Here is a 22357-nt window from a genome sequence, read left to right as displayed (position 1 = left end):
GATGTCAGATCCGGCATCGCTTGCTCGATACTCGACAGATGCCTCAATTTATCAGATGACACCGGACGCTGTGGTGATCCCTCGGTCCACTGAAGATGTCCAAGCTGTAATGTCCATTGCGCGGGACGAAGGAAGTTCGGTTCTGCCTCGCGGCGGCGGCACCTCGCAATGCGGGCAAACGGTCAATCAAGGTGTTGTACTGGACAACACAAAACACTTGAATCGTATTCTAGACGTAGATGTTGAGAAGCGTATTGCGTGCGTTCAACCCGGTGTTGTTCTGGATCAATTGAACCAAGCGTTGAAGCAGCATGGCCTGTGGTTTCCCGTGGATCCTTCAACAGCGTCCCGTTGCACTCTTGGGGGGATGGCGGCAAACAATTCTTCAGGCGGAAAGTCTCTCCGATACGGGATCATGCGAGACAACGTCCGTGCGATAAACGCAATCACGGTTGATGGTACGGAAGCGCGGTTCAGCGCTGATACGGCCGCATCAGGCGATTATGCGGATCTTGTTGGTGATATGCGCGCTCTTGGGCGTCGCGAGGCTGCCGAAATAAACGCTCGTTTTCCTAAAGTCCAGCGCCGCGTGGGCGGGTACAATATCGACGCCCTTGTAGGTAACGACATCAACATGTCCCATTTATTGGTGGGGTCAGAAGGCACATTGGCCTATTTCACAGAACTGGAACTAAGCCTGGCTCATCTGCCGGGAGCGAAAGTTACCGGCGTGTGCCATTTCCAGACATTTCGTGCTGCAATGGAGGCCACCCAGCACATCGTTACACTCAACCCGCAGGCGGTAGAGTTGATAGACGACACCATGATTGCATTGGGGCGAGAAATCCCAATGTTTAGCGAAACGATTAATGCATTTGTTGAAGGCAATCCCGAAGCCCTGCTGCTGGTGGAGTTTGCCGAGGGCAGCGCCGAGGCCAATGCTGCAAAACTGGTCGAACTTTCGCAACTGATGGGAGATCTCGGTTTTGCTTTCAGCGGTGCGGAACATCGGTGGGGCGGCGTTGTCTCTGTTACGGACAAATCTTTGCAGAATGCTATCGCCGAGTACCGAAAATCCGGGTTGAATGTCATGATGTCGATGAAAGAGGCAGGCAAACCGATCTCTTTTGTCGAAGATTGCGCCGTCCCTTTGCCCGACCTCGCCGATTACACCGCTGGCCTAACCGAAATATTTGCCCGGCATGGCACAAGGGGAACATGGTACGCGCATGCCTCGGTGGGGTGTTTGCACGTGCGCCCTGTGCTGAACATGCGGCAAGACAAAGACGTCCGGACAATGAGGGCGATCGCCGAAGAAACATTTGAACTGGTCAAAAAGTATAAAGGATCTCATTCAGGTGAACATGGTGACGGGATCGTACGATCAGAATTTCATGAAAAGATGTTCGGTAAGCGTATCGTTTCTGCGTTTGAACAGATTAAGAAACGGTTTGATCCTAATGGGGTAATGAATCCTGGCAAGATCGTGAACGCGCCCGCCATGGATAACCGCCGACTGTTCCGCTACGGTCAGGACTATTCGGTTCCTGAATTCGAAACGACGCTGGACTGGTCTGCTTGGCCGGGTGCCGGAGGAGGGTTTCAGGGCGCCGTCGAGATGTGCAACAATAATGGTGCATGTCGCAAGCTCAAGGGCGGCGTTATGTGCCCTTCTTTCCGAGCGACCCGAGACGAGCGAGACGCTACACGTGGGCGGGCAAATTCGTTGCGGTTTGCCATCAGCGGGCAGATGCCGGGCGGTTTGTCGTCTGATGCCATGTTGGACACAATGAAGTACTGTGTGTCATGCAAAGCTTGCGCTCGGGAATGTCCGACTGGCATCGACATGGCGCGAATGAAAATCGAAGTATTGTCAGCAAAGCGTAAAAAAGATGGGCTGACGTTGGCAGACAAATTGATAGCTTACCTGCCCCGATATGCGCCAAAAGCCGCGAAAGTCGCGTGGTTTGTGAATTTACGAAACAAAATTGGACTCTCGCGTAAGCTATTGGAGGGACCTACTGGTATTTCAGCGCGACGCGATCTGCCAGTGTGGTCTTCTGCTCCGTTCCGTGATGTCGAAGCTCAGGACAATGATCCGCAGGTGTTGCTGTTTGCCGATGTGTTCAACCGGTATTTCGAACCGGAAAATTTGCGCGCTGCCGTCCGGGTTTTGCGGGCAACAGGATTTCGGGTGGCCGTGGCGCGAGACGATCGATCTGACAGGGCTTTGGATTGCGGACGTACTCTCTTGGCTATGGGGTGCGTGGACGAAGCGCGACACGAGGCACAACGCGTGATTGACGCGACACGAGATGCGGTTGCAAAAGGTGTTCCAGTGGTCGGGCTCGAACCTTCCTCTATCCTCACTTTCCGGGATGAATTTTTAGCGCTTTGCCCGGGGCCGGAAACGGAGATGTTGTCGAACGCAACGTGTACCTTTGAGGAATTTCTGGCCGATCAGCCGGACTTGCCCCTGAAGCCATTGGATCGCCCGATTTATTTGCATGGGCATTGCCACCAGAAAGCACACGGTGCCGTCACACCGATGCTTGACCTTTTGAAGCGTATTCCAGGGGCACAAGTTCACATGATTGAAAGCAGTTGTTGTGGCATGGCAGGGGCATTTGGATATTCGCCCGACACTATCGATGTTTCGATAAAGATGGCACAACTCGACTTGTTCCCGGCGTTGGAAGTCGCGCCCGTAGATGCAGTTATCGTGGCAGACGGGACATCTTGCCGCCATCAAATCGCCGAAGGTACGCAGCATCAAGCTATGCACGTCGCACGCCTCTTGGATATGGTTCTTGATGTTTAGGAAATGGAAATGAACCTGACGGACAGCATTAATCGCCCGACCCTTCACGAAGAACTGGTCGAAAGGCTACGTAACCTGGTTGTCGAAGATGTTTTAAAGCCGGGTGAAAAAGTGCCCGAGAAACAGCTTTGCGACTCGTTGGGGGTCTCACGGACACCCTTGCGAGAAGCTTTAAAGGTGCTTGCGTCAGAAGGCTTTGTGGTACTTCAAGCCAACCGGGGGGCCCGCGTCGCAAGTGTCACGCGAGAGGAATTGGAGAATACGTTTCCAGTGCTTGCGACGCTTGAGCAACTGGCGGGAGAGTTGGCATGTCAGCACATGGATTCCGCTGAAATTGAACTAATCGAACGTCGCCATGCCGATATGCTGAAAGCCTATAATTCACATGACCGACAGGCATATTTTAAGGCCAATCAGGACATTCATCAGGCACTGATACGTGGCGCGCGAAACGATATTCTTGCGAGCCACCACAAGCTGTTAGCCGCACGGGTCCGCCGCGCACGTTTTATGGCCAACTTGTCGGACGAGCGCTGGGCGCAGGCCATTGACGAACATGAAGCCATGATGGAGTTACTCAGGGCCCGTAATGCTGACGGGCTTGGAAAATCCATGAAGCTCCACATGATGAATAAACTTTCTGCACTTGTGAAAGCGCTGGAGGCAGAGGACGAGGCACCTCTCTAAACTCTCGTCAAAAGCGCCTACCAGCTTCCCACGGATGTGCTGCTAGTCGGTGCTGAGACTAGGAAACAGAGGGGATAGCCCACAGTCCTCAGCAAGTTTGTTGAGGTCTCGACAAAGAACGGGGTTCAGCCTCACACCTTCTTTGCGGCGGGCTTCTGCGGCAGCCGTTTTGCCGTCTCCGGGCAAGCGCACCGGGTCATGACCGGGCAGGGGGGGGGATGCGCGCATTTCAGAGAAGACGCGAGCTGCGTGAGAAGCAAAGTCATTGCCCATCCCAAAGGCTGCCGGATTGAGCGCCATAACGAACTGGCCGGTATTTGTGGATGAAGTTGTGTCCGAGGTGAAATTGACCACATCAGAGCCGAAGGCCGCACCGTTTAAGACCCCGGCTATCAACCCGATAGCTACGGAAAGACCGAACCCTTTCGGACCGCCGATTGGCAAAAGAAACCCTTCTGACTTTAGGGCGGGGTCCGTCAATGGGTTCCCATCACGCCCAACCATCCAGCCTTCGGGCATAGGCTTGCCTTGCTGCAGCAGGGTTTTGATCTTACCCATCGCGGCTACGGTCGTCGCCATATCAAACACAAACGGGTCGGGACCATCGGCGGGGGCGGAAAAAGCAATGGGATTGGTACCAAGAAGCAAGTCACTACCGCCATAGGGCGGGACGTGGTTCGCGCTGCCCACTGCCGCGGCCATACCAAGCAGCCCTGCCTCGGCTTGTGGACGTACATAAAGTGCCAGTGGTCCAGCATGATTGCCGCGCCGAACACCAACCCATCCGATGCCGGCCTCTTTTGCCTTTTCAATTGCAAGATCCCGAGCCGCCGACATAGCCAGATGGCCGAGGCCGTCATCTCCGTCGATCAAAGCAGTTGCAGCGGTCTCATGTACTACTGTGACTTTTGGCGTAGGATTGGAGCCACCTCCCGCCAGCCGGGCTAGGTACTGTCGCAGGCGAAAAACACCGTGCGTGCCATAGCCATAAATGTCGGCCTCAACCATCGTCGAGGCCACCTTGTCCGCATCTGATTTTGGCACACCTCGAGTTTCGAGTGCGGCCGCCACAAATTCACGCAGGGTTTGGCAGTCAATTATCAAAGGCTCAGAAGTCATCTCTTCCCACCTGTTCCTTGTGCCAGAACACCAATTTACGCTGTGTCCAAACCACCGACGCAAATACGACCAGACCGACAAGGCTGAGATACAGGATTAACGAGAAGACGCGCGGCGTGTTGAGCTGCGAGGCGGCAACCCGAATAAGTTCGCCAAATCCCTTGCCACCGCCTAGGAATTCTCCTGTGATCGCACCGGCCATAACGCCGACTGCTCCGATCTTGAGGCCGGTAAAAATCTGCGGCAGGCCAGTCGGCAGTTTCATCTTGAACAATGTCTGCATCCGACTTGCGCCCATCGTCTTGAAAAGCATACGCGCGTTTTCATCGGCGGCGTGAAGCCCAGCCGCAGTACCGACCACGATTGGAAATGTCGCGATAAAGGCAGCAAGTGCCACCTTTGATTCAATACCAAAGCCCAACCACGCTACAAAGAGTGGGGCAAATGCCACTTTTGGCATGGTATCTATCGCCACCAGGTAAGGCATCACTGCCTTTTCACCAAATGCCGTTTCCCCCACCAATACGCCCAGCGAAAATCCGATCGCGATTGCCAGTGCAAAACCATAGATAACTTCTTTGATTGTGATCCACAGCGCCCCAAGCATATAGCCGCCAGTCAATAGATTTTGTCCCACGAAGATCATATCTTTCAGGGTTTCCAACGGTGTAGGCAGAATGATTGGGGAAACCAGCTTAAGGCTCGTAACAATTTGCCAAGTGCCGACGAAAACCACGAAGACAAAGGTCATCGCCAGCCAGCGTGGGACCGAGTCGATAAAGTGAACTTTTTGTTCCCATACCGTGTCTTCTGCGGTGTCGGCGTTTTTTAGGGCAGGTGAGTAGTTATGAACGTCGCTCACATTTCTTCTCCCTTATCCAGGAGGCCGCGAATGTAGTCTACAATAGCGCCAAACTTGGGTGTGGTCATCATATCCAACGTGCGTGGGCGTGGCAGATCGACCTTCACAATTTCGGCAATCCTGCCCGGGCGTGGTTTCAACACGACGATTTCGTCGGACAAAATAACGGCTTCCTGAATAGAGTGCGTAACAAGAAAAGCAGTCGCATCCTGTTCATGGCAAATCCGCTGCAGTTCCATATTCATCATGTCGCGTGACAGCTCGTCCAGCGCGCTGAATGGTTCGTCTAACAAAAGTACAGCTGGTTCTGTGATCAGCATACGGCAGATTGAGGCGCGCTGAGCCATGCCGCCCGACAATTCGTTCGGGTATACGTCTTCGAATCCCTTCAAGCCCACGATGTCCAATAGTTCGTGAGCCTTGCCCATTGCTTGCTTGGCGGCTGCCTTTCCGTCGCGGATCTCGATTGGCAATACGATGTTTTCCACCGCTGTTTTCCAGGGAAATAGTGTCGCCTGTTGAAACATCATACCAATGTCTCGACGGGGACCGGTGACTGGCAGGCCCTGTAGGATCACACGCCCTTTGGTGGGAGGGATCAGACCCGCCATGATCTTGAGCAGAGTGGATTTCCCGCACCCGCTGGACCCAATTACAGAAGTGAAGCTTCCTTTCCGTAGCGTCAGATTAATGTCCTCAAGCGCAACAACAAGGTTGCGTGCATAGGTCTTGCTTAAATGGGTCAATTCGTAGACCGGCGTGCCCAAGGGCGCGCCGGAAAACTCTTTTGCGGCTGCAGCGTTCATTTGCTGGCGGCCTCGTTGCCGATGGCGGCAAATTCATTGGTCCAGGCAGCGCTCAAGTCATCAAGCGGTCCCGGAATTTCGCCACCTGCAACAAGTGCGTCTTGCCATTCCTGCCAAACTTCGGCGGGGTACCATCCCAAACCGTTGCTTGGATCCGCTGCTATGGTTTTCGAACGTACGGCATCGAACAGCGCTGACTGGAACTCCTTGTCCTCGCCTTCCTGCGGATTGCCGTCCGCCAGGTGCTTCAACACAGCTTCGCGGTTGGCATCATCCAGCGCAAAGGCATGACCACGAGCGAAAGCGCGGCTCCAGGCCTCGACCAATTCGCGGTCGTTGGCGATTGTGTCGGCCATTGTGGCGATGCCGTTACCGAAGAAACGCCCGAATTCCGCAGGCGTAATGTCACGCACCGCCATTCCGCGTTGGTTCAGAATTGCCGTGTCAGCGGTGGAGGCGGAATACGCGTCGATTTCGCCATTCAGAAAAGCCGCGGTCGCAGGGCCACCGTCGCCGACAGTCAGGAAGGTATAATCTTCACCTTCTTTCATTCCTGCGCCGGTCATCACATTACGCGCAAAGCCCACTTCTGCGCCATCAGCTGTACCTGTCCCGATAACTTTGCCCCGCAACTCTTCAACGTTTTGGATGTCAGAGTCTTCGGGCACTGCAATGCCGAAGTTGCTGCGCGCCGCAACGTTGTAGATGTGAACCGCATCCACATCGCGCGAGCGCGCAGCAATCAGCGGGCCGGGGCCGGGGCGACCGAAGTGTGCTTGTCCTGCAGACAATGCCTGAAGCACGGCGCCTGAGCCGTTGATAGCCTCGACGGTCACGTTCAATCCTTCATCTGCGAAGTATCCTTCTCCAATGGCGACAAACACAGGAAATGAGTTGATTGCCGAAGGGCTGGGTTGCACGAAGGTGATTTCACGCAAGTCTTGCGCAAAACCCATTGTTCCTATTGCTCCTGCTACCGGAACAGCAGTAAGCAGGGACGCTGTGAAAGTCCTTCTGTTCATCATTGTAGTCTTCCTCCCTTGAATGTTGACGCCTCACAGTGATTGCTGCGTAGGAGCCATTACACGGCACGCACTTTGTTCCTTAGCGTGCCGATTTCGGAAACCTCGCAAACTACGACGTCCCCGTTTTTCAAAAACTGCGGCGGCTCCATTGCGTATCCGACGCCTGATGGCGTACCTGTCGCAATGATGTCTCCCGGTTCTAGTGTCAGGCCTTCTGACAAGGATGCGATCAACGTTGGAATGTCGAATATCATGTCCGACGTCATCCCGTTTTGGCGCTGCTCACCGTTAACTGTCAGTCCGATCGAAAGAGCTTGCGGATCGCTGATGGCATCGGCGGTCACGATGTAGGGACCGATTGGGCAAGATCCATCCAACCCTTTGCCTTTGAAGTACTGGCCGCCATGGCGGCGCTGTATGTCTCGGGCGGTTATGTCGTTCAGAATAGAATACCCAAAGACATGATTAAACGCATCTGCCTTGGTGATGTTGCGCCCGCGCTTCCCTATCACGACTGCCAACTCGACTTCGTAGTCGATGGACTGCGACACCGAGGGAAAGAGTAGGATGTCAGCGTCTGGCGCAACGACCGAGGTCGGCGGCTTGGTAAAGAAAACCGGATGCTCGGTGATGCCGATTTTCTCTTTTTGCGCCCGCTCGCCTTCTGCGATGTGCTCAGCGTAGTTTCGCCCCACGCAGAAAACGTTCTTGCGTGGCGTGGGAATGGGCGACAGAAGAGGCGCGTCTTCGGGGACGAGCAGGTCCTTGAGTTCGCCTGCCTCACCCGCGGCAACAACGGCACTCAACGCCTCCAGCGCGGTCGGACCGCCTTCGATAATCAGCTGCATCGTGCTTACATCAAGAGCCGTATCCGGCATGAGCATCTCAATAGCACGCGATACATCCAACCTGCTTCGATTGGGAAGCAATGCGACGCAAACGGCATGGCTATCTACTGAAACAGTCGCTAAACGCACTTGGCTCTCCTACTACATAATGGCGCCAACTTAGGTCACCGATCTTGGCAGGCGACTCAGATTTGGTTGTCACTTGCCCTTGAGTTTTTGCCGACTTGGCGTTTCAATCAATCAACCAATCAGCAAATTGGGTGGCAATGTGAGTGAGCCTACAGAACTTTCGCAACGTGTCCGGGAGCTGATCGACAATGCGGGATACCGGCACAACGATAGGCTTCCGCCTGAAAGGGAACTGTGCCAATGGCTAGGCACAACCCGAAATCAGCTGAGGCGCGTATTGGCCGAACTAGAGGCGCAGGGGCTTATCTGGCGGCATGTGGGTCGGGGCACGTTCGTTGGTGCCCGACCGGTTCTCAACTTAACGGACGTCACCTATTTGGGTGCACAGATCAAGCCTGAACAGGTTGTAGGTGTTCGGTTTACCATCGAACCGCAGCTTAGCCGTCTTGCTGCGCTTCATTCTACGCGTTCAGATCGCGAGCAAATGAGGCTCTGCGTTGAGAGGTGCCGAGCCGCAGAAGACTGGCGCACATATGAAGCATGGGACAATAATTTGCATCACGCGATAGCCCGGGCAACGCGTAATCAGCTTTTCCTGTATTTCTTCGAGACTCTAAATTCTGTCCGAAGGTCTATTGTGTGGGGACAACCCCGTAAAACCTACAAACCCCCCGATGATTATTCCAGTTTTCGAGAGCATGACTTGATCCTGTCGGCGATATCGAGTGGAGACGGAGAAGAGGCGGCGCAGGCCATGTTGGCTCATCTGAGATCCGTTTACTCCCGCGTGTTGCCAGCTAGTCTTGAGACCTACCGCTAAACCAGCGCCCGACCAATTTTGGAAATGGTTGGGCTAAGCTGCGGCTGAACCTCTTGCAAATCGTCGGTCACATTGGCGATGACTGAGACAAGAGCTACGTCTTTGCGAGCGTGGCACAGCATCGATCGGAACAACGCCATAGATTGGCAAACCGATCTTTGGCAATGAAATGTTCAGGAGTAAAGCGATGCACGATCATGTAATTCCCGCGGTGAAGGTTCACGAAATACCGGTAGAAGGCGAAGGTATGTTCCCGGTACGTCGGGTTTATTGCATTGGTCGAAACTACGCGGCGCACGCCATAGAAATGGGCCACGATCCAAATCGTGAACCCCCATTTTTCTTCCAAAAGAACCCTGACAACCTCGACCCATCTGGAGAATTTCCATATCCGGCTCACAGCTCGGACGTACATCATGAAGCTGAAATGTATGTGGCGCTTAAATCCGGCGGCACGAATATTTCTGTCGAAGATGCTCTAGATCATGTCTACGGCTACGGGCTTTCACTGGATATGACCCGTCGAGATCTACAGGGCGAAATGAAGAAAATGGGTCGACCTTGGGAAATTGGGAAGGCATTTGAGCGCTCAGCTCCATGCGGACCGGTGCACAAAGCAGAAGATGTTGGGCCACTCGACGAAGGCGCAATTCGCCTATCGGTGAACGGAGAAATTCGGCAGGAAGGTGATTTGAATCAGATGATCTGGAAAGTCCCTGAAATGATCTCTTACCTGAGCGATTACTTCGAACTTGCCGCCGGCGACGTTATCCTGTCTGGCACGCCCTCTGGAGTTGGTCCAGTAAACCGCGGCGATGTATTGGTGCTGTCGGTCGACAAATTGGGTAGCCTAACTGTCAAGGTAACGTAGCAACCACACCAAACACTCTTCGCAAAATAGGCCAATGCCTTTGTAAAGGGATCCCAGATGCCCCACTTAGTCGCCGAATTGATCGCACCCCATTCGGGCACTGCGAATGCTATCGGTGCCCCAGGTCGATCTTGGTTGAACTACCTGGGGCTGCGAGAGCTTTGCGCAAAGGTCAAAAAAGATCTCCATCAGATCGGAGTAGGTCGTGGCGACCGAGTGGCAATTGTGTTACCTAATGGCCCCGAAATGGCAACGGCCTTTATGTCCGTTGCCCAAGTGGCGACGACGGCACCTTTGAACCCGGCGTACACTTACGAAGAATACGTTTTCTACCTCAAGGATCTGAAGGCCAAGGCCCTTCTTGTAAACGAAAACGACGATGGACCTGCCGTAATAGCTGCTGGGGATCTTGGCATCGCAATCTTGAGGGCCTCTCACGAAAGCTTACATTCGGCTGGACAGTTCTCCATATTGTCCTGTGACCCAATTGGCACGGCGGACACATCCGCACCGGGTGAAGATGATGTCGCCCTGATACTGCACACGTCAGGAACTACGTCGAGTCCCAAAATCGTTCCTCTGACGCAGGCTAATATCTACGCATCCGCGCGAAATGTGGCTGCGTCTTTGAAACTGACAATCGACGATCGCTGTCTGAGTATTATGCCGCTGTTTCATATCCACGGGCTGATTGCGGCTGTTGCCGCGTCTTTAGGTGCTGGATCTCAAATTAGCTGCGCCCCTGGGTTCAACGCTCTTAGTTTTTTCTCGCAGGTCGCTGAAGTTAATCCGACGTGGTACACCGCAGTTCCGACAATGCATCAAGCTATACTTGCCCGAGCTGCACGAAACCAAACGATCATTGAGCAATCGCGGTTGCGCTTTCTTCGATCTTCTTCTGCTTCGTTGCCGGGCCCGGTAATGGAAGAGTTGGTGGCAACATTTAATGCGCCCGTCATCGAAGCCTACGGCATGACTGAGGCGACACATCAAATGTGTTGCAACCCGCTTGCTCCCCAAACGCAAAAACCCGGATCTGTTGGAATAGCAGCAGGCCCCGAAGTCAGAATTGCAGACGAGAACGAAAATACTCTGATCTCTTCACGGGACGTCGGAGAAATCGTTATCAGCGGTCCGAACGTGACGCCGGGGTACGAAAGCAACCCGCAGGCAAATGCCGACAATTTTTTTGAAGTGGACGGAAAAACTTGGTTTCGCACTGGCGACCAGGGTTCATTCGACGAAGAGAATTATCTGCGACTGACCGGTCGTCTTAAGGAGCTTATCAATCGCGGTGGAGAGAAAATCAGTCCACTTGAGGTTGACGCTGTACTCTTAAGCCACCCAGAAGTCGCTCAGGCAGTTTGTTTTGCCGTTCCCCACGAAAAACTGGGTGAAGACATAGCGGCAGCTGTGGTGCTTTCAGAAGGAGCGACGATCCAAGGTCAGGAGGTCAGGGCTTTTATCGGCGCGCGGCTCGCAAAATTCAAGGTGCCGACTTCGGTGGTTGTTCTTGAAGAAATTCCAAAAGGCGCGACTGGCAAGATACAAAGGATCGGACTAGCTGCTAAATTAGGACTGGTGAAGGCATAGACACATGAAAGTTTGTATCTTTGGTGCCGGAGCTATCGGAGGTTACGTTGCCGCGAAACTTGCACAGACTGATACAGAAGTCAGTGTCGTCGCGCGTGGCCCCCACTTGGCAGCAATGCAGGAAAAAGGACTGACCCTTCTTGAAGAAGGGCAGGATCCAGTCAGCGTTCCAATACGCGCTTCAGACAATGCTGCCGATCTCGGCCCACAAGACTATGTCTTCATCACACTGAAAGCGCATTCCGTCCCAGCAGTGGTAGACTCAATGCAGCCGTTGATTGCAGACGAGACAACCGTAGTTAGTGGAGTGAACGGGGTGCCCTGGTGGTACTTCCACAAACTAGGCGGTCCTTACCAGGGAACGAGGTTGGCTTCAGTCGATCCGGGAAATGTGCAGTGGGACGGTTTTGGACCAGATCGCGTCCTCGGATGTGTTGTTTATCCTGCCGCCGAGGTCATTGCTCCTGGATCAATCAAGCATATCGAAGGCAATCGTTTTTCGTTGGGCGAGCCCGATGGTGCTAAATCAGACCGTGCTGCCAAGCTTTCGGCTGCGCTATCCGCCGCCGGACTGCGTGCGCCCGTCAGACCAAGAATCCGGGATGAAATTTGGTTGAAACTGTGGGGTAACTTGTCGTTCAACCCGATTTCCGCTCTTACCCACTCAACTCTTGATGTCTTGTGTGTCGACGAAGGCACACGCTCCGTGGCACGCGGAATGATGCTCGAGGCTCAGGAAGTCGGTGAAAAACTTGGGGTTAAGTTCCCGATAGATGTTGAAAAACGCCTCGACGGCGGAGCGGCGGTTGGTGCGCACAAAACCTCTATGTGGCAGGATTTGGAGTTGCGCCGACCGATGGAAATTGATGCCTTGGTCTCGTCGGTGCAAGAACTGGGGCAACTTACAAGGACCTCAACGCCCATAATCGACATCGTCGCATCACTGATCAAACTGAGGGCAAAAGTCGCAGGTCTTTACTAGACTCTTTGTCGGCCTTGCAACGAGAGCATTGCTTGAGGCGGATAACTGATACGGTGGTCTTGTCAGAGAAACTTTGCTTGAGCGGGGCAGGGTGGTCGCATAGCTTCTGGCAATGACCAAACCCGTCTCGTTCAAATACTTCAAAACCAGCCCTGAGATCATTCGCCTGGCGGTGATGCTTTACATCCGTTTTCCGCTTTCATTGCGGAATGTCGAAGACCTGCTGCACGAGCGTGGCATTGATGTCAGCCACGAAACCGTCCGATATTGGTGGAATAGGTTCGGTCCGATGTTTGCCTCGGAAATTCGCAGAAAACGGGTCCAGCAATTGCGGGCATACTCAAGGTCGAAGTGGCATGTCGACGAAGTCTTCGTAAAGGTAAACGGTCGGCGGCACTACCTGTGGCGCGCCGTTGATCACGAAGGCGAGGTGCTTGAAGCCGTTGTCACCAAACGCCGAAACAAACAGGCAGCACTGAAATTTCTCAAGAAATTGATGCGGCGACACGGCGCTGCGGATGAAGTTGTCACCGATCGCTTCGCGTCATACCGAGCCGCGCTCAGAGATCTCGGTGCGACGGAAAAGCAGAAGACGGGCAGGTGGCTTAACAACCGGGTTGAGAACTCACACCTTCCGTTCCGACGAAGAGAACGCGCGATGCAGCGATTCAGGCGTATGCAAAGTTTACAGAAATTCGCCGCCGTCCACTCCTCCGTCTACAACCACTTTAACCAGGAGCGATCTCTAACCAGCCGAGGCACCTTCAAGCTGACACGCGCCGCTGCTCTCGCCGAGTGGCGCGAACTTGGCGCGGCATGAAGGACAGCTCTACTGGCCTAGTTGAGACTAGTTCGAATTTGTCTGACAGCACCTTCGGAACGTCGAAGATTTGTTGCACGAGCGAGGCATCGACGTGAGTCACGAAACTGTCCGGTATTGGTGGAACAGATTTGGCCCGATGTTTGCCTCTGAGATCCGAAGAAAGCGTGTTCAGCAATTGAGAGCATACTCCAAATGGAAGTGGCACGTGGATGAGGTTTTCGTGAAGGTGAATGGCAAGAGACACTACCTCTGGCGGGCCGTCGATCATGAGGGCGAAGTGCTGGAAGCAATCGTTACCAAACGCCGAAACAAGCAGGCGGCGTTGAAATTCCTCAGGAAATTGATGAAGCGGCACGGTAAAGTTGACGAAGTGGTCACCGATCGCTTCGCGTCGTATCGAGCTGCGTTCAGAGAAATGGGCGCGCTCGAAACACAAAAGACGGGAAGGTGGCTCAACAACCGCGTCGAGAACTCGCACCAGCCGTTTCGACGACGCGAACGCGCGATGCAACGTTTCAGGCGCATGCGAAGTCGACAGAAATTCGCCTCCGTCCATTTCTCCGTCTACAACCACTTCAACTAGGAAAGATCGCTGACCAGCCGAGACACCTTCAAGTTGACACGAAGCGCCGCTCTTAGCGAGTGGCGCGAACTTGGTGCTGGATAAAGGACAGCGTCACTGGCCTAATAGAGACGAGTTCGAATTCGTCTGACAGCACCCTTTTCATGGCGCTGCTCGCGAAAAGCTTTACGACATTGCCGACAGAAACCGATCCGAAAAGGATCAGGGATTGTCAGATTAAGCGACTTGCCAACCCTTTCAAACAAGATGACGCCGAGCGCCTGTTCCAGCGCGGCGACTTGCCGACCGACGGTTGGTTGGGTCTGCCCAAGCACGCGCGCTGCCGCGGAAAACGAACCTTCTTCTGCCGTTGCAAGAAAGGACCGAGCCTGGTTCCAATCGAAATTGATAGCGTTCCAATTCATGCATTAATGCATAACAGTTCTGCAATATCTGGCAATTCCATAGAATCGCGTTTTAATTTACTGGCCGCTGTGAAAAGTTTGAAAGAGAGATCAAAGATGGCTGCATTGTCCAATGATGCCGAGTTCTGGAGCAAGATTTCGCGCAGATATGCGGCTGATCCTATCCGGAACATGGAAGGGTATCTGAACACGCTCGAACGTTCAAAGTCCTACCTGCAAGCCGAAGACAGTGTGTTGGAAATCGGGTGTGGAACGGGGTCAACCGCGTTGCTACTGGCACCGCATGTGGCTCAAGTCACCGCCTCCGATCTCGCACCGGGGATGATCGAAATCGCAAACGAGAAACTCGCTGAAGAAGAGTTGGAGAATGTCACGTTCAAAGTGGCCGAGGTTCTACAGCACGATCCTGACGACGGTTCTTACGACGCTGTCCTCGCACATAATCTACTGCACCTTGTACCCGATATGGGCCATGCACTCGAACACATTGCGACCCTTGCAAAACCCGGTGGGGTATTCATTTCCAAGACCGTCTGCGCTCCAGAGAGTGGAGGGTTCAAATATGGCATAATCAGCCGAATAGCGATCCCGATTATGCAGGCGCTCGGGAAAGCTCCGTTCGTAAATTTTGTATCCGTTGCTGAACTCCAGCACGCTATTGAACGTGCGGGCTTCGATATCGTTGAGACAGCGGATCAAGCCGGGTTGTTGCCGAGCCGGTACATTGTCGCGAGAAAGCTGTGAAACAGTATTCGCGCCAGAATTACTTTGCATGCAAGGGACATCTCGGGCCATCAAATGAGTACAATGATGAAAGATGGGATTTCATTTGCGCGCCTTTCGGAAATCGACCCGAATGACATTTCGGTTCATATGTCCGACCCCCGGGTAGCAGAGCATATGCCGCTTTTGACGTTCAAATGGAATGTTGAGGTCGCAAGAGAATTTATCGCCAAAAAGGAAGGCTACTGGGCGCGGGACGGTCTTGGACATTGGGCGTTTTTGTCAGGCGGTCGGTATGTTGGTTGGGGGGGCTTTCAAAAAGAAGGTGGCGAGTGGGATTTTGGGTTGGTTTTGCGGCCCGACGCCTTTGGACTTGGGAAACGGATTTCCAAAATGGCAATCGACTTTGCGATCGCTGACAAACGTATCCCCTTTGTCACGTTTCTGCTGCCACCAAGTAGAAAAAACCTGGGTGCACTCCGGAAACTCGTTGCCAAACACATCGGCGAGATCGAATACGAAGATGCTCAGTTTCTCAAGTTTCGCCGGGATACGGAGTGAACTCTGTTCTTCCTGATTTTTCCCGGTGGTGCGCCAAATACCCGTTTGAAGGCTTTGTTGAACGCAGGCTCTGACAAGTATCCGATGTCAGAAGCAATCTGCGAGATAGGTTGATCGGTGGACACCAACCTTTCACTGGCCAGGTGCATACGCCACGTTGCAAGATACTGTATTGCTGGAACGCCTACCAACTCAGTGAACCGTGCCGCGAAAGCGGATCTGGACATACCAGCAACCTCCGCGAGAGACTCGACTGTCCAAGCCGCAGCAGGCGTACGGTGAATTGCGACTATCGTGCGCCCGATCTGCGGGTCTCGCGCAGCTTTTAACCAGCCTCGATCTGCATCGGGTGCGCTGTTCAGCCAACGACGAATGGCCTCAATGACAACCACATCGGCCAGTCGCGTGATCACGGTTTCGCCGCCCGGTCTCAATTCCCGCGCCTCTTTTGCGATGAATTGCAAAGTTGCCTGTAACCAGCTTCCGGCGTCCTCCTCCCAAGGGTCGATTTTGAGTACATCCGGAAGCAAGCACATCAACATATCACTGGCGGCGTGATCTATTCGGACCAAGCCGTACATGATGCCCGTCTCCGCGCCGCCGCCGCCGTTTTCCAGTGTTTCATAAAGCTCGGTTACCTTGCGAATGGGCAATTCCTCCAGCGACAAAAGCGGCGTGTCTTCTGAGCTAAAGAAACCGACCGGTGCTCCGTTGGTCATCAAGACCAGATCGCCTTTTTCGACCTCGAACGGGTCATCGTCACCGACCTTCATCAAGCACCGCCCGTGTGTGATGACCGCAAAGCTCAGTACGCCGGGAAATCCCGGTATCGATACGCCCCACGGTGCAGTCAAGCGAGACTGGCAATAGAATGTACCTGTCAATTTAAGTAAATGAAGGATTTCCCCCAGCGGATCGCCGATCGGCTGTGCCAGTGCATCTGGGTCAGGGACATGCGGTTCAACCTTGTTCATGTGGGGACCTTGGCTGAAATTTAGCTCTTCGTCTATTTACTTTGGACGATCGAATAAGAATTCCGGATTCTGAAGAATAGAACATCTCTATTTATTGCCTAATTTCGGGCCATCAAGTGAACTCATGGAGATGACCAATGATACAGCAGCCCATTCTTGTACTTGGCGCAACAGGCAAAACCGGATCGCGGATCGCGACACGTCTGGAAAAAAAAGGGCAGGCAGTCCGGCGCGCATCGCGGAACAGTGAAACGCCATTTGACTGGGACCAACCGCAGAGCTGGCCCGCAATCCTGGAAGGCGTCTCGTCTGCTTATATTTCTTACTTTCCTGACATCGCTTTTCCAGGCGCGGTTGAGCAAGTCGAAGCGTTCACAGCATTGGCTCGTGAAAAGGGACTACGGCGTCTTGTGCTGCTAACCGGGCGTGGCGAGTTGCATGCGGAACGAGCGGAAGCAGTCGTACGCAATTCCGGAGTTCCGTTCACTATCGTTCGTGCTGCATGGTTTGCGCAAAACTTCTCTGAAGGGGCATTGCTTGGTCCGGTCATGGCAGGTGTCTTGCCGATGCCCGCCGGCGATGTACGCGAACCAATCATCGACGTGGACGACATCGCCGATGTTGCCGTAGCTGCTTTGACAGAAGAAGGACACGATGGCGAACTGTACGAGGTCACGGGACCACGTCTCATGACGTTTGCCGACATGGCCGCAGAGATTTCGCGCGCCATGGGCAGGACTGTGCAATACCTGCCAATTTCATTCGAAGACTTCCACGCGGAAATCGCGCATGCGAATGGCGAGATGATGGCTGATGTGATTACGGACATCGCGCGTGAAACGCTGGACGGGCGCAATGCGAACCTCGCGGACGGGGTCCAGCGTGCGCTTGGACGCGCGCCACGCGACTTCGCCGACTTCGCAAACAAAGCTGAAATGTCTGGCGCGTGGACCAAAGCCGCATAAGCCAGGCCAAGGGACATTGGAGACAAACATGAAACTTGAAATTAGAGGCAGACTTATCTTGGGCATGTCCGGATTAACTGCATTCGCCGTAGGTCTGGCCATCACTCTGGACCCACAGTCTTTCTACGCCAACTACGGCATCGTACTCTCGCCGCAGCCAAACCTGATGAGTGAGTTGCGTGCACCTGCTGCCAACCTCTCGGTACTTGGCCTGATCATTTTAGGCGGAGCATTTTACCAAAAGTTGGTCCAGGCCTCAGCCTTGCTTGGGGCTACGGTTTTCTCAGCTTTCGCCGTGGGCAGAACAATCAGTTTCGTCCTCGATGGTTGGCCATCCGATAACATTCTTGCCGCATTTGCGATAGAGGTTTTGCTTGCGGTGTTGTGTTTGTGGGTTGTCGGTGGAAATGCGAAATCTGCAGCGCCGGCCTAAGACGGCTTTGTCCGCAAAGCAGACATTGAGTGAAACTCACTGAAAGTCAACATCGAGCCCACAGCAGAAAGGCTTGAAGGGTAGCGCGCCAACGGTCTGCTTTGCAGTTTACTTGCAGATCGGCAATTCCAGTGGTGGCTGTTTAGGCAAGGATGCTCTCCAACTATTTATGATAGGTTGGAGGCTACTTTTGGGCCAAAACTTTGGTGCGCCAATCGCTTTTAGGCAAGCTGCGTTCCAATAAACTCCAGCTCGAGAAAGTGATTTTCCCTTTTTTAACGCTTTGGTGACAGCGTTTATGTCTTTGGATTCTGGGTAGATGTAGAGGGTCGTCGGGTTCCCTTCTACAAGCGCCAAAATCTCTTTTGAGGCGGATTGTGACCAGGTTGTGCAACCATTGCTACGACCACCAGTGTAGTTCACAAGTTTTCCGTATGGGACATAACCGTCGTTGTCTGCATGAGTGCTTCTAGGTTTTTTGAACCTACACTGCCACTTCAGGAAGACAGCCGGATGGCCTCCGATGGCGCGCTCGCGAGCATTGCTCGTTTCTCCTTCACCATCAAACAAAAGAAACGTGCGGTAGAAAGGCTGCGTTTTGCCGGAATGACTGTGGTAACCTTTGAAGGACGTGCGGGTTTCAGCCGTCACATAGGCACCTCCGGCGGTTAGTTTAGAGCCCTCTGCATTGCTGAAGTTCTTCGCACATTGTCGGCCATTCGAAAAATTGGCGCGCAGGAGTTTTCTGCCATTGCCATAGCCGGACGAAACCGCTCGGAAGGACTTTTGTGACTCGCAGATGACAAAAAAACGCTTGCCCGGATTGCCGTTACTTGCAGTGCTGGGGCGGGTCGCATCCTTGGCAAGGTAGCAAGGGTTCCTGACTTCGCCTCGGCGTAGTTTCTTGATGTAAAGCGCTCGTGCCCTTTCCAAAACGATTGGCGCGATTTGCCCCTCACCTGTACCGACGTGCTTTTGTAGCCACGCTGGAACATCTTGCGTTATCGCATTGGCGCGGTCCGGTAGGGTACCCACCGACATGGCGATTGTTATGACCGAGAGTGCGAGACGGAGTGAATTCGTTAGCAACGGGAGATCTCCTGCTAGAATGTCCTCGGGGTCAGTCTAACACAATTCGTAAACGCAAGGATGCTGGTCAATTGTACGAACGAAGCCTCCCGTTGCCTCAAATCCCACTTTTCGTTGTGGAAGCTTTCTTACATCTTGGACAATAAATCTTGGGATGTTGCGTAGGTGTCTGGACATTCCGAGATTTGCTTCCAAATGAAGGCCATGATCACACGTCGAAAGCTCCTGTTGGTTACCGCAACCGCAATTTGTGCTCCGTATATTGCGCGGGGACGAACGGTGGCGCTGAATGATGCAATCAGCGGTCTTCCGCAGTTGCATTCACTTCAAATTCAACGCGGCGACGATGTCATTTTCGCGCAGGCCCATCAGGGTGCAGGCCTGGATAGGCCGGCCAATATTAAGTCTTGTTCGAAAAGCATCGTGGCTTTGTTGCTGGGGACAGCGATTAACCGGCAGGAAATTCCATCTGTAGAATCCACCTTGCAGGAGGTCGCTCCACGGCTTTTGCCCGCTAATACGACAGCCGGTTCCGAAAGCATTACGATGGAGGATCTGGTGACGCTGCGCGCAGGGCTCGAAAGAACTTCGGGCAGCAACTACGGAGAATGGATCAACTCTCCCAACTGGATCGCAGACGCGTTGACACGACCGATGGTTGCTGAGCCCGGACAGCAGATGCTCTATTCTACCGGATCGACCCATGTGCTTGGTGCAGCATTGACCGTTGCAACCGGACAAAGCCTATTGAGACTGACGCGTGAAAGGCTGGGTGCACCGCTTGGTATCGAGATACCTGCTTGGACGAGGGATCCACAGGGCTACTACTTGGGTGGAAATGAGATGGCGATTACGCCAAGATCGATGTTGAAAATCGCGGTCCTGCTTCGGGACCGCGGGGCTTTTGCCAATAGGCAAATCATTCCTGAGCGTTGGGTCTTGGAATCGACCAAGCCACACGGCCGTTCGCCTTTCTCCGGTTTGGATTACGGCTATGGCTGGTTTCTGTCCCCTTCAGGCTATGAGTTGGCACGTGGATATGGGGGCCAAATCATAGCGGCCCATCCTGATCGAAACCTTGCTGTCGCAATTACATCTGATCCTACGCGTCCGGCGCGTTCTGGAGGCTATTTTGGAGAATTGGTCAGATTGTTAGATGGTCCGATTTTGAATGCTACCTAGACGTTTCATAAACACTGCTTAGAGTTGGTCACGCTTGGCCTGGACGGCGCTGAACTATCAAACAGCCTTCGTCTTCCGTGGGCGGTGGAGCAATAGGAGCGCCGATTAAATTGCTATTTTGAAAGGTGAAAGAGGCGGTGGCCAGCTTTACTATGTTTCCAAAATCTCGCTTTGCCGGTCCAGTCATGTCGGTCAAAGATCCCGTTCAGATTTGGCTTGCTTGAGTGGCGCGATCCGTGCGCGGCATTGAGGACACTCCCAATTGGCGCAACTAAGACCGCTTCGAATTTGTCTTAGAGCAACACTCATTTGTTTCAAACGAGTTTGTAGACAGCCTAGTTTGGCGGCATAATCGCTCAACTCAGAGCTCACGAAGCTTGGTATTTAAGGTGTGTCTCGAATCGCGACCTGCCACCGGCACGAGTTGCCTAAAACAACGACGTTGAGCCCACAGACGCTTGATGAATACTGCTTTGTTTTCCTGTATTGTTCGGTTGCCAAATTTGGCCAAACGCCTCTTGGTTTTCTCGATCAGTTTTGAAAATGAAGCGAAGAAATACCTCAAGAGTTCGGCTTAGCTAATTGATTAAATAAGGATACAGGCCCGTGACCAGTCTGAAAGCAATCCACCATGCTGCAGTCATTTGTTCGGACTATGAACGGTCCAAGGCGTTTTATTCAGAGACGCTTGGTTTGAGGATTGTTGCTGAGAATTTCAGGGCTGAGCGGCAATCTTGGAAGCTGGATTTGGCGTTGCCGGACGGTTCTCAGATTGAACTGTTTTCCTTTCCCAACCCGCCCAAACGCACGTCTCGCCCCGAAGCGCGAGGTCTGCGGCATCTTGCGTTTGTTGTGGATGATGTCGAGGCGCTGAAAGACAGTCTGGAACAGAAAGGTGTCCTCGTCGAAGACATCCGTGTCGATGAATATACCGGCCATCGGTTCACTTTCTTCAGCGATCCGGACGAGCTTCCATTGGAGTTGTATGAAGCCAAGCCGATTGCATTGAAGTGATATGTCTCGTCTTCTAGGCTGAGCGAAGCAGGGAGGAGGGCGCATGGAAGTAAAACCTCTCACGGGTGGATTGGGTGCGGAAATCGTCGGGGCGGACATCCGGTGTGAAGATCAATTCGACGCAATTAAGTCAGCCTTCGCAGAGTATTCCGTTATCGCACTGAGGGGCCAAAGCGTTAGTCCACAAGAGCATCTGACCTTTGCGAGAAAGTTCGGCCCAATCAACGTGAACCGATTTTTCAAACCGGTTGACGGCCACCCAGAGATTGCCATGGTGTTGAAAGAGAAGGATCAGAAAGAAGCTGTGGGAGAGGGGTGGCATACTGACCACTCTTATGATCAGGAGCCTGCTATGGGCTCGATCCTGCACGCCCTAGAGGTTCCGCCCCAGGGTGGCGACACGCTGTTTGTGTCGATGGCTGCTGCCTACGAAGCTTTGTCGCCCACGATGCGTGGTTTCTTAGATGGTTTGTGGGCGGTGCATTCCTCTCGCCATGTCTTTGGCGCCAGCATCATGGACACAGAAGCCGCAAAAAGCGGCCGTTTGGGTAACGCCGAAGCTGCCACGCAAGACGCTTTGCACCCCGTGGTCATCACGCACCCTCTCAGCGGTAGGCGAGGGTTGTTCGTCAATCCCGTGTTCACGACCGAAATCAGAGGCTTGAGCGCGGATGAGTCTGCCGCGGTGCTGGGTATGATTTACGATCACTGCAAGCAGCCTGAATTCCAATGTCGTCTGCGTTGGCAGGAAGGGGATATCGCCATTTGGGATAACAGAGCGACGTGGCACAAGGCGATCAACGACTACCATGGGTTTCGACGTCTTATGCACAGGGTGACCGTGGAAGGGGTCGCTCTGACGCATTGATGCAAGTGGCGCTCGGCGAATTTCTGCGACTCAGTCAGAGTGTCGGCACGCCGTGAATCTCTTCGGTTCCCTATGATCGTTTTGGATGAGGCATCTAACGTCGCGTTTTTAGACATGTTTTCTGAACTTTAAGGCGCGCATAGAGTTTTTTCTTGCCAAAATTGGAACGTTCCAC

At 53.5% G+C, this 22357-nt stretch carries 22 protein-coding genes and 2 pseudogenes; 15 read left to right on the top strand and 9 right to left on the bottom strand.

Annotated elements, in window-relative coordinates:
- Nucleotides 1-55: 55 nt before the first annotated feature.
- Both ACR0AW_RS05775 and ACR0AW_RS05770 read left to right on the top strand, forming a co-directional pair.
- Nucleotides 56-2821, top strand: a complete 2766-nt coding sequence (locus ACR0AW_RS05775) for an FAD-binding and (Fe-S)-binding domain-containing protein (RefSeq protein ID WP_480776491.1) — start codon at nt 56-58, stop codon at nt 2819-2821.
- Between the two features lie 9 nt (nt 2822-2830).
- On the top strand, nt 2831-3508 hold the full coding sequence (locus ACR0AW_RS05770; protein ID WP_170800107.1) for a GntR family transcriptional regulator: 678 nt from the start codon (nt 2831-2833) through the stop codon (nt 3506-3508).
- Nucleotides 3509-3550: 42 nt separating this feature from the next.
- Here ACR0AW_RS05770 and ACR0AW_RS05765 read toward each other — a convergent pair whose 3' ends face one another.
- The 5 genes from ACR0AW_RS05765 to ACR0AW_RS05745 all read right to left on the bottom strand — a co-directional run bounded on the left by ACR0AW_RS05765 (nt 3551) and on the right by ACR0AW_RS05745 (nt 8297).
- Nucleotides 3551-4627 (bottom strand): Ldh family oxidoreductase, encoded by a 1077-nt coding sequence (locus tag ACR0AW_RS05765; RefSeq protein WP_170776326.1) that lies wholly within the window; start codon nt 4625-4627, stop codon nt 3551-3553.
- Entirely contained in the window at nt 4617-5489 is an 873-nt protein-coding gene (locus ACR0AW_RS05760) for an ABC transporter permease (protein WP_170646557.1), read from the bottom strand. The genes ACR0AW_RS05765 and ACR0AW_RS05760 overlap by 11 nt, the downstream gene beginning before the upstream one ends.
- Entirely contained in the window at nt 5486-6295 is an 810-nt protein-coding gene (locus ACR0AW_RS05755; RefSeq protein WP_170646556.1) for an ABC transporter ATP-binding protein, read from the bottom strand. The genes ACR0AW_RS05760 and ACR0AW_RS05755 overlap by 4 nt, the downstream gene beginning before the upstream one ends.
- Nucleotides 6292-7251: an ABC transporter substrate-binding protein gene (locus ACR0AW_RS05750; protein WP_480438749.1), complete on the bottom strand. Its 960-nt coding sequence runs from the start codon at nt 7249-7251 to the stop codon at nt 6292-6294. The genes ACR0AW_RS05755 and ACR0AW_RS05750 overlap by 4 nt, the downstream gene beginning before the upstream one ends.
- 125 nt (nt 7252-7376) lie before the next feature.
- Nucleotides 7377-8297, bottom strand: coding sequence for a fumarylacetoacetate hydrolase family protein (locus ACR0AW_RS05745; RefSeq protein ID WP_480438747.1), 921 nt, complete (start codon nt 8295-8297; stop codon nt 7377-7379).
- 139 nt (nt 8298-8436) lie between these two features.
- On the opposite strand from ACR0AW_RS05745, the gene ACR0AW_RS05740 reads away from it, so the two are divergent.
- Nucleotides 8437-9117 carry an FCD domain-containing protein gene (locus ACR0AW_RS05740; RefSeq protein WP_170646614.1) on the top strand — a complete coding sequence of 227 codons (681 nt, stop codon included), beginning with the start codon at nt 8437-8439 and terminating at the stop codon, nt 9115-9117.
- Here ACR0AW_RS05740 and ACR0AW_RS05735 read toward each other — a convergent pair.
- Nucleotides 9114-9257, bottom strand: a complete 144-nt coding sequence (locus tag ACR0AW_RS05735; RefSeq protein ID WP_480438745.1) for a hypothetical protein — start codon at nt 9255-9257, stop codon at nt 9114-9116. The two genes, ACR0AW_RS05740 and ACR0AW_RS05735, sit on opposite strands and share 4 nt — an antisense overlap.
- Nucleotides 9258-9304: 47 nt before the next feature.
- On the opposite strand from ACR0AW_RS05735, the gene ACR0AW_RS05730 reads away from it, so the two are divergent.
- The 5 genes and pseudogenes from ACR0AW_RS05730 to ACR0AW_RS05710 all read left to right on the top strand — a co-directional run.
- Complete coding sequence (locus ACR0AW_RS05730; protein WP_170512654.1) at nt 9305-9988, top strand: fumarylacetoacetate hydrolase family protein; 684 nt, start codon at nt 9305-9307, stop codon at nt 9986-9988.
- Nucleotides 9989-10045: 57 nt separating this feature from the next.
- On the top strand, nt 10046-11581 hold the full coding sequence (locus ACR0AW_RS05725) for an acyl--CoA ligase (protein ID WP_170776325.1): 1536 nt from the start codon (nt 10046-10048) through the stop codon (nt 11579-11581).
- A gap of 4 nt (nt 11582-11585) precedes the next feature.
- Nucleotides 11586-12563 (top strand): 2-dehydropantoate 2-reductase, encoded by a 978-nt coding sequence (locus ACR0AW_RS05720; protein ID WP_170776324.1) that lies wholly within the window; start codon nt 11586-11588, stop codon nt 12561-12563.
- Between the two features lie 112 nt (nt 12564-12675).
- The gene (locus ACR0AW_RS05715) at nt 12676-13383 is read left to right on the top strand and encodes an IS6 family transposase (protein ID WP_170470386.1); all 708 of its coding nucleotides are present in this window, start codon (nt 12676-12678) and stop codon (nt 13381-13383) included.
- Nucleotides 13384-13435: 52 nt separating this feature from the next.
- Nucleotides 13436-14053: pseudogene (locus ACR0AW_RS05710) on the top strand (IS6 family transposase); the annotation flags it as partial.
- 125 nt (nt 14054-14178) lie between these two features.
- On the opposite strand, the pseudogene ACR0AW_RS05705 reads toward ACR0AW_RS05710, so the two are convergent.
- Nucleotides 14179-14373 (bottom strand): annotated as a pseudogene (locus tag ACR0AW_RS05705) (LysR family transcriptional regulator); the annotation flags it as partial.
- 6 nt (nt 14374-14379) lie between these two features.
- Here ACR0AW_RS05705 and ACR0AW_RS05700 point away from each other — a divergent pair.
- Both ACR0AW_RS05700 and ACR0AW_RS05695 read left to right on the top strand, forming a co-directional pair.
- On the top strand, nt 14380-15117 hold the full coding sequence (locus ACR0AW_RS05700; RefSeq protein WP_480438742.1) for a class I SAM-dependent methyltransferase: 738 nt from the start codon (nt 14380-14382) through the stop codon (nt 15115-15117).
- A 66-nt stretch (nt 15118-15183) separates the two neighbouring features.
- Nucleotides 15184-15657: a GNAT family N-acetyltransferase gene (locus tag ACR0AW_RS05695; protein ID WP_170733510.1), complete on the top strand. Its 474-nt coding sequence runs from the start codon at nt 15184-15186 to the stop codon at nt 15655-15657.
- Here the strand turns inward: ACR0AW_RS05695 and ACR0AW_RS05690 are convergent.
- Nucleotides 15624-16631, bottom strand: coding sequence for an AraC family transcriptional regulator (locus ACR0AW_RS05690; protein WP_170733495.1), 1008 nt, complete (start codon nt 16629-16631; stop codon nt 15624-15626). The two genes, ACR0AW_RS05695 and ACR0AW_RS05690, sit on opposite strands and share 34 nt — an antisense overlap.
- Nucleotides 16632-16768: 137 nt before the next feature.
- Between ACR0AW_RS05690 and ACR0AW_RS05685 the strand changes: the two genes are divergently transcribed.
- Together ACR0AW_RS05685 and ACR0AW_RS05680 are read left to right on the top strand one after the other, a co-directional pair.
- The gene (locus ACR0AW_RS05685) at nt 16769-17596 is read left to right on the top strand and encodes an NmrA family NAD(P)-binding protein (RefSeq protein ID WP_170733494.1); all 828 of its coding nucleotides are present in this window, start codon (nt 16769-16771) and stop codon (nt 17594-17596) included.
- 28 nt (nt 17597-17624) lie between these two features.
- Nucleotides 17625-18029 (top strand): DUF4345 domain-containing protein, encoded by a 405-nt coding sequence (locus tag ACR0AW_RS05680; RefSeq protein ID WP_170733493.1) that lies wholly within the window; start codon nt 17625-17627, stop codon nt 18027-18029.
- A 108-nt stretch (nt 18030-18137) separates the two neighbouring features.
- Here the strand turns inward: ACR0AW_RS05680 and ACR0AW_RS05675 are convergent, their stop codons facing one another.
- Complete coding sequence (locus ACR0AW_RS05675) at nt 18138-19118, bottom strand: hypothetical protein (protein ID WP_480438740.1); 981 nt, start codon at nt 19116-19118, stop codon at nt 18138-18140.
- 204 nt (nt 19119-19322) lie between these two features.
- Between ACR0AW_RS05675 and ACR0AW_RS05670 the strand changes: the two genes are divergently transcribed.
- The 3 genes from ACR0AW_RS05670 (at nt 19323) to ACR0AW_RS05660 (ending at nt 22182) form a co-directional block, all read left to right on the top strand.
- Nucleotides 19323-20300, top strand: a complete 978-nt coding sequence (locus ACR0AW_RS05670; RefSeq protein ID WP_170733492.1) for a serine hydrolase domain-containing protein — start codon at nt 19323-19325, stop codon at nt 20298-20300.
- A gap of 606 nt (nt 20301-20906) precedes the next feature.
- The gene (gloA2, locus tag ACR0AW_RS05665; protein WP_480438738.1) at nt 20907-21314 is read left to right on the top strand and encodes an SMU1112c/YaeR family gloxylase I-like metalloprotein; all 408 of its coding nucleotides are present in this window, start codon (nt 20907-20909) and stop codon (nt 21312-21314) included.
- A gap of 43 nt (nt 21315-21357) precedes the next feature.
- Nucleotides 21358-22182, top strand: coding sequence for a TauD/TfdA family dioxygenase (locus tag ACR0AW_RS05660; protein ID WP_170733491.1), 825 nt, complete (start codon nt 21358-21360; stop codon nt 22180-22182).
- Nucleotides 22183-22357 lie beyond the last annotated feature (175 nt).

It is taken from the genome of Ruegeria sp. C5 (genome assembly GCF_056537605.1).
The sequence above is the reverse complement of the archived record's forward strand: the minus strand, read 5'-3'. Positions and strand labels throughout refer to the sequence as shown.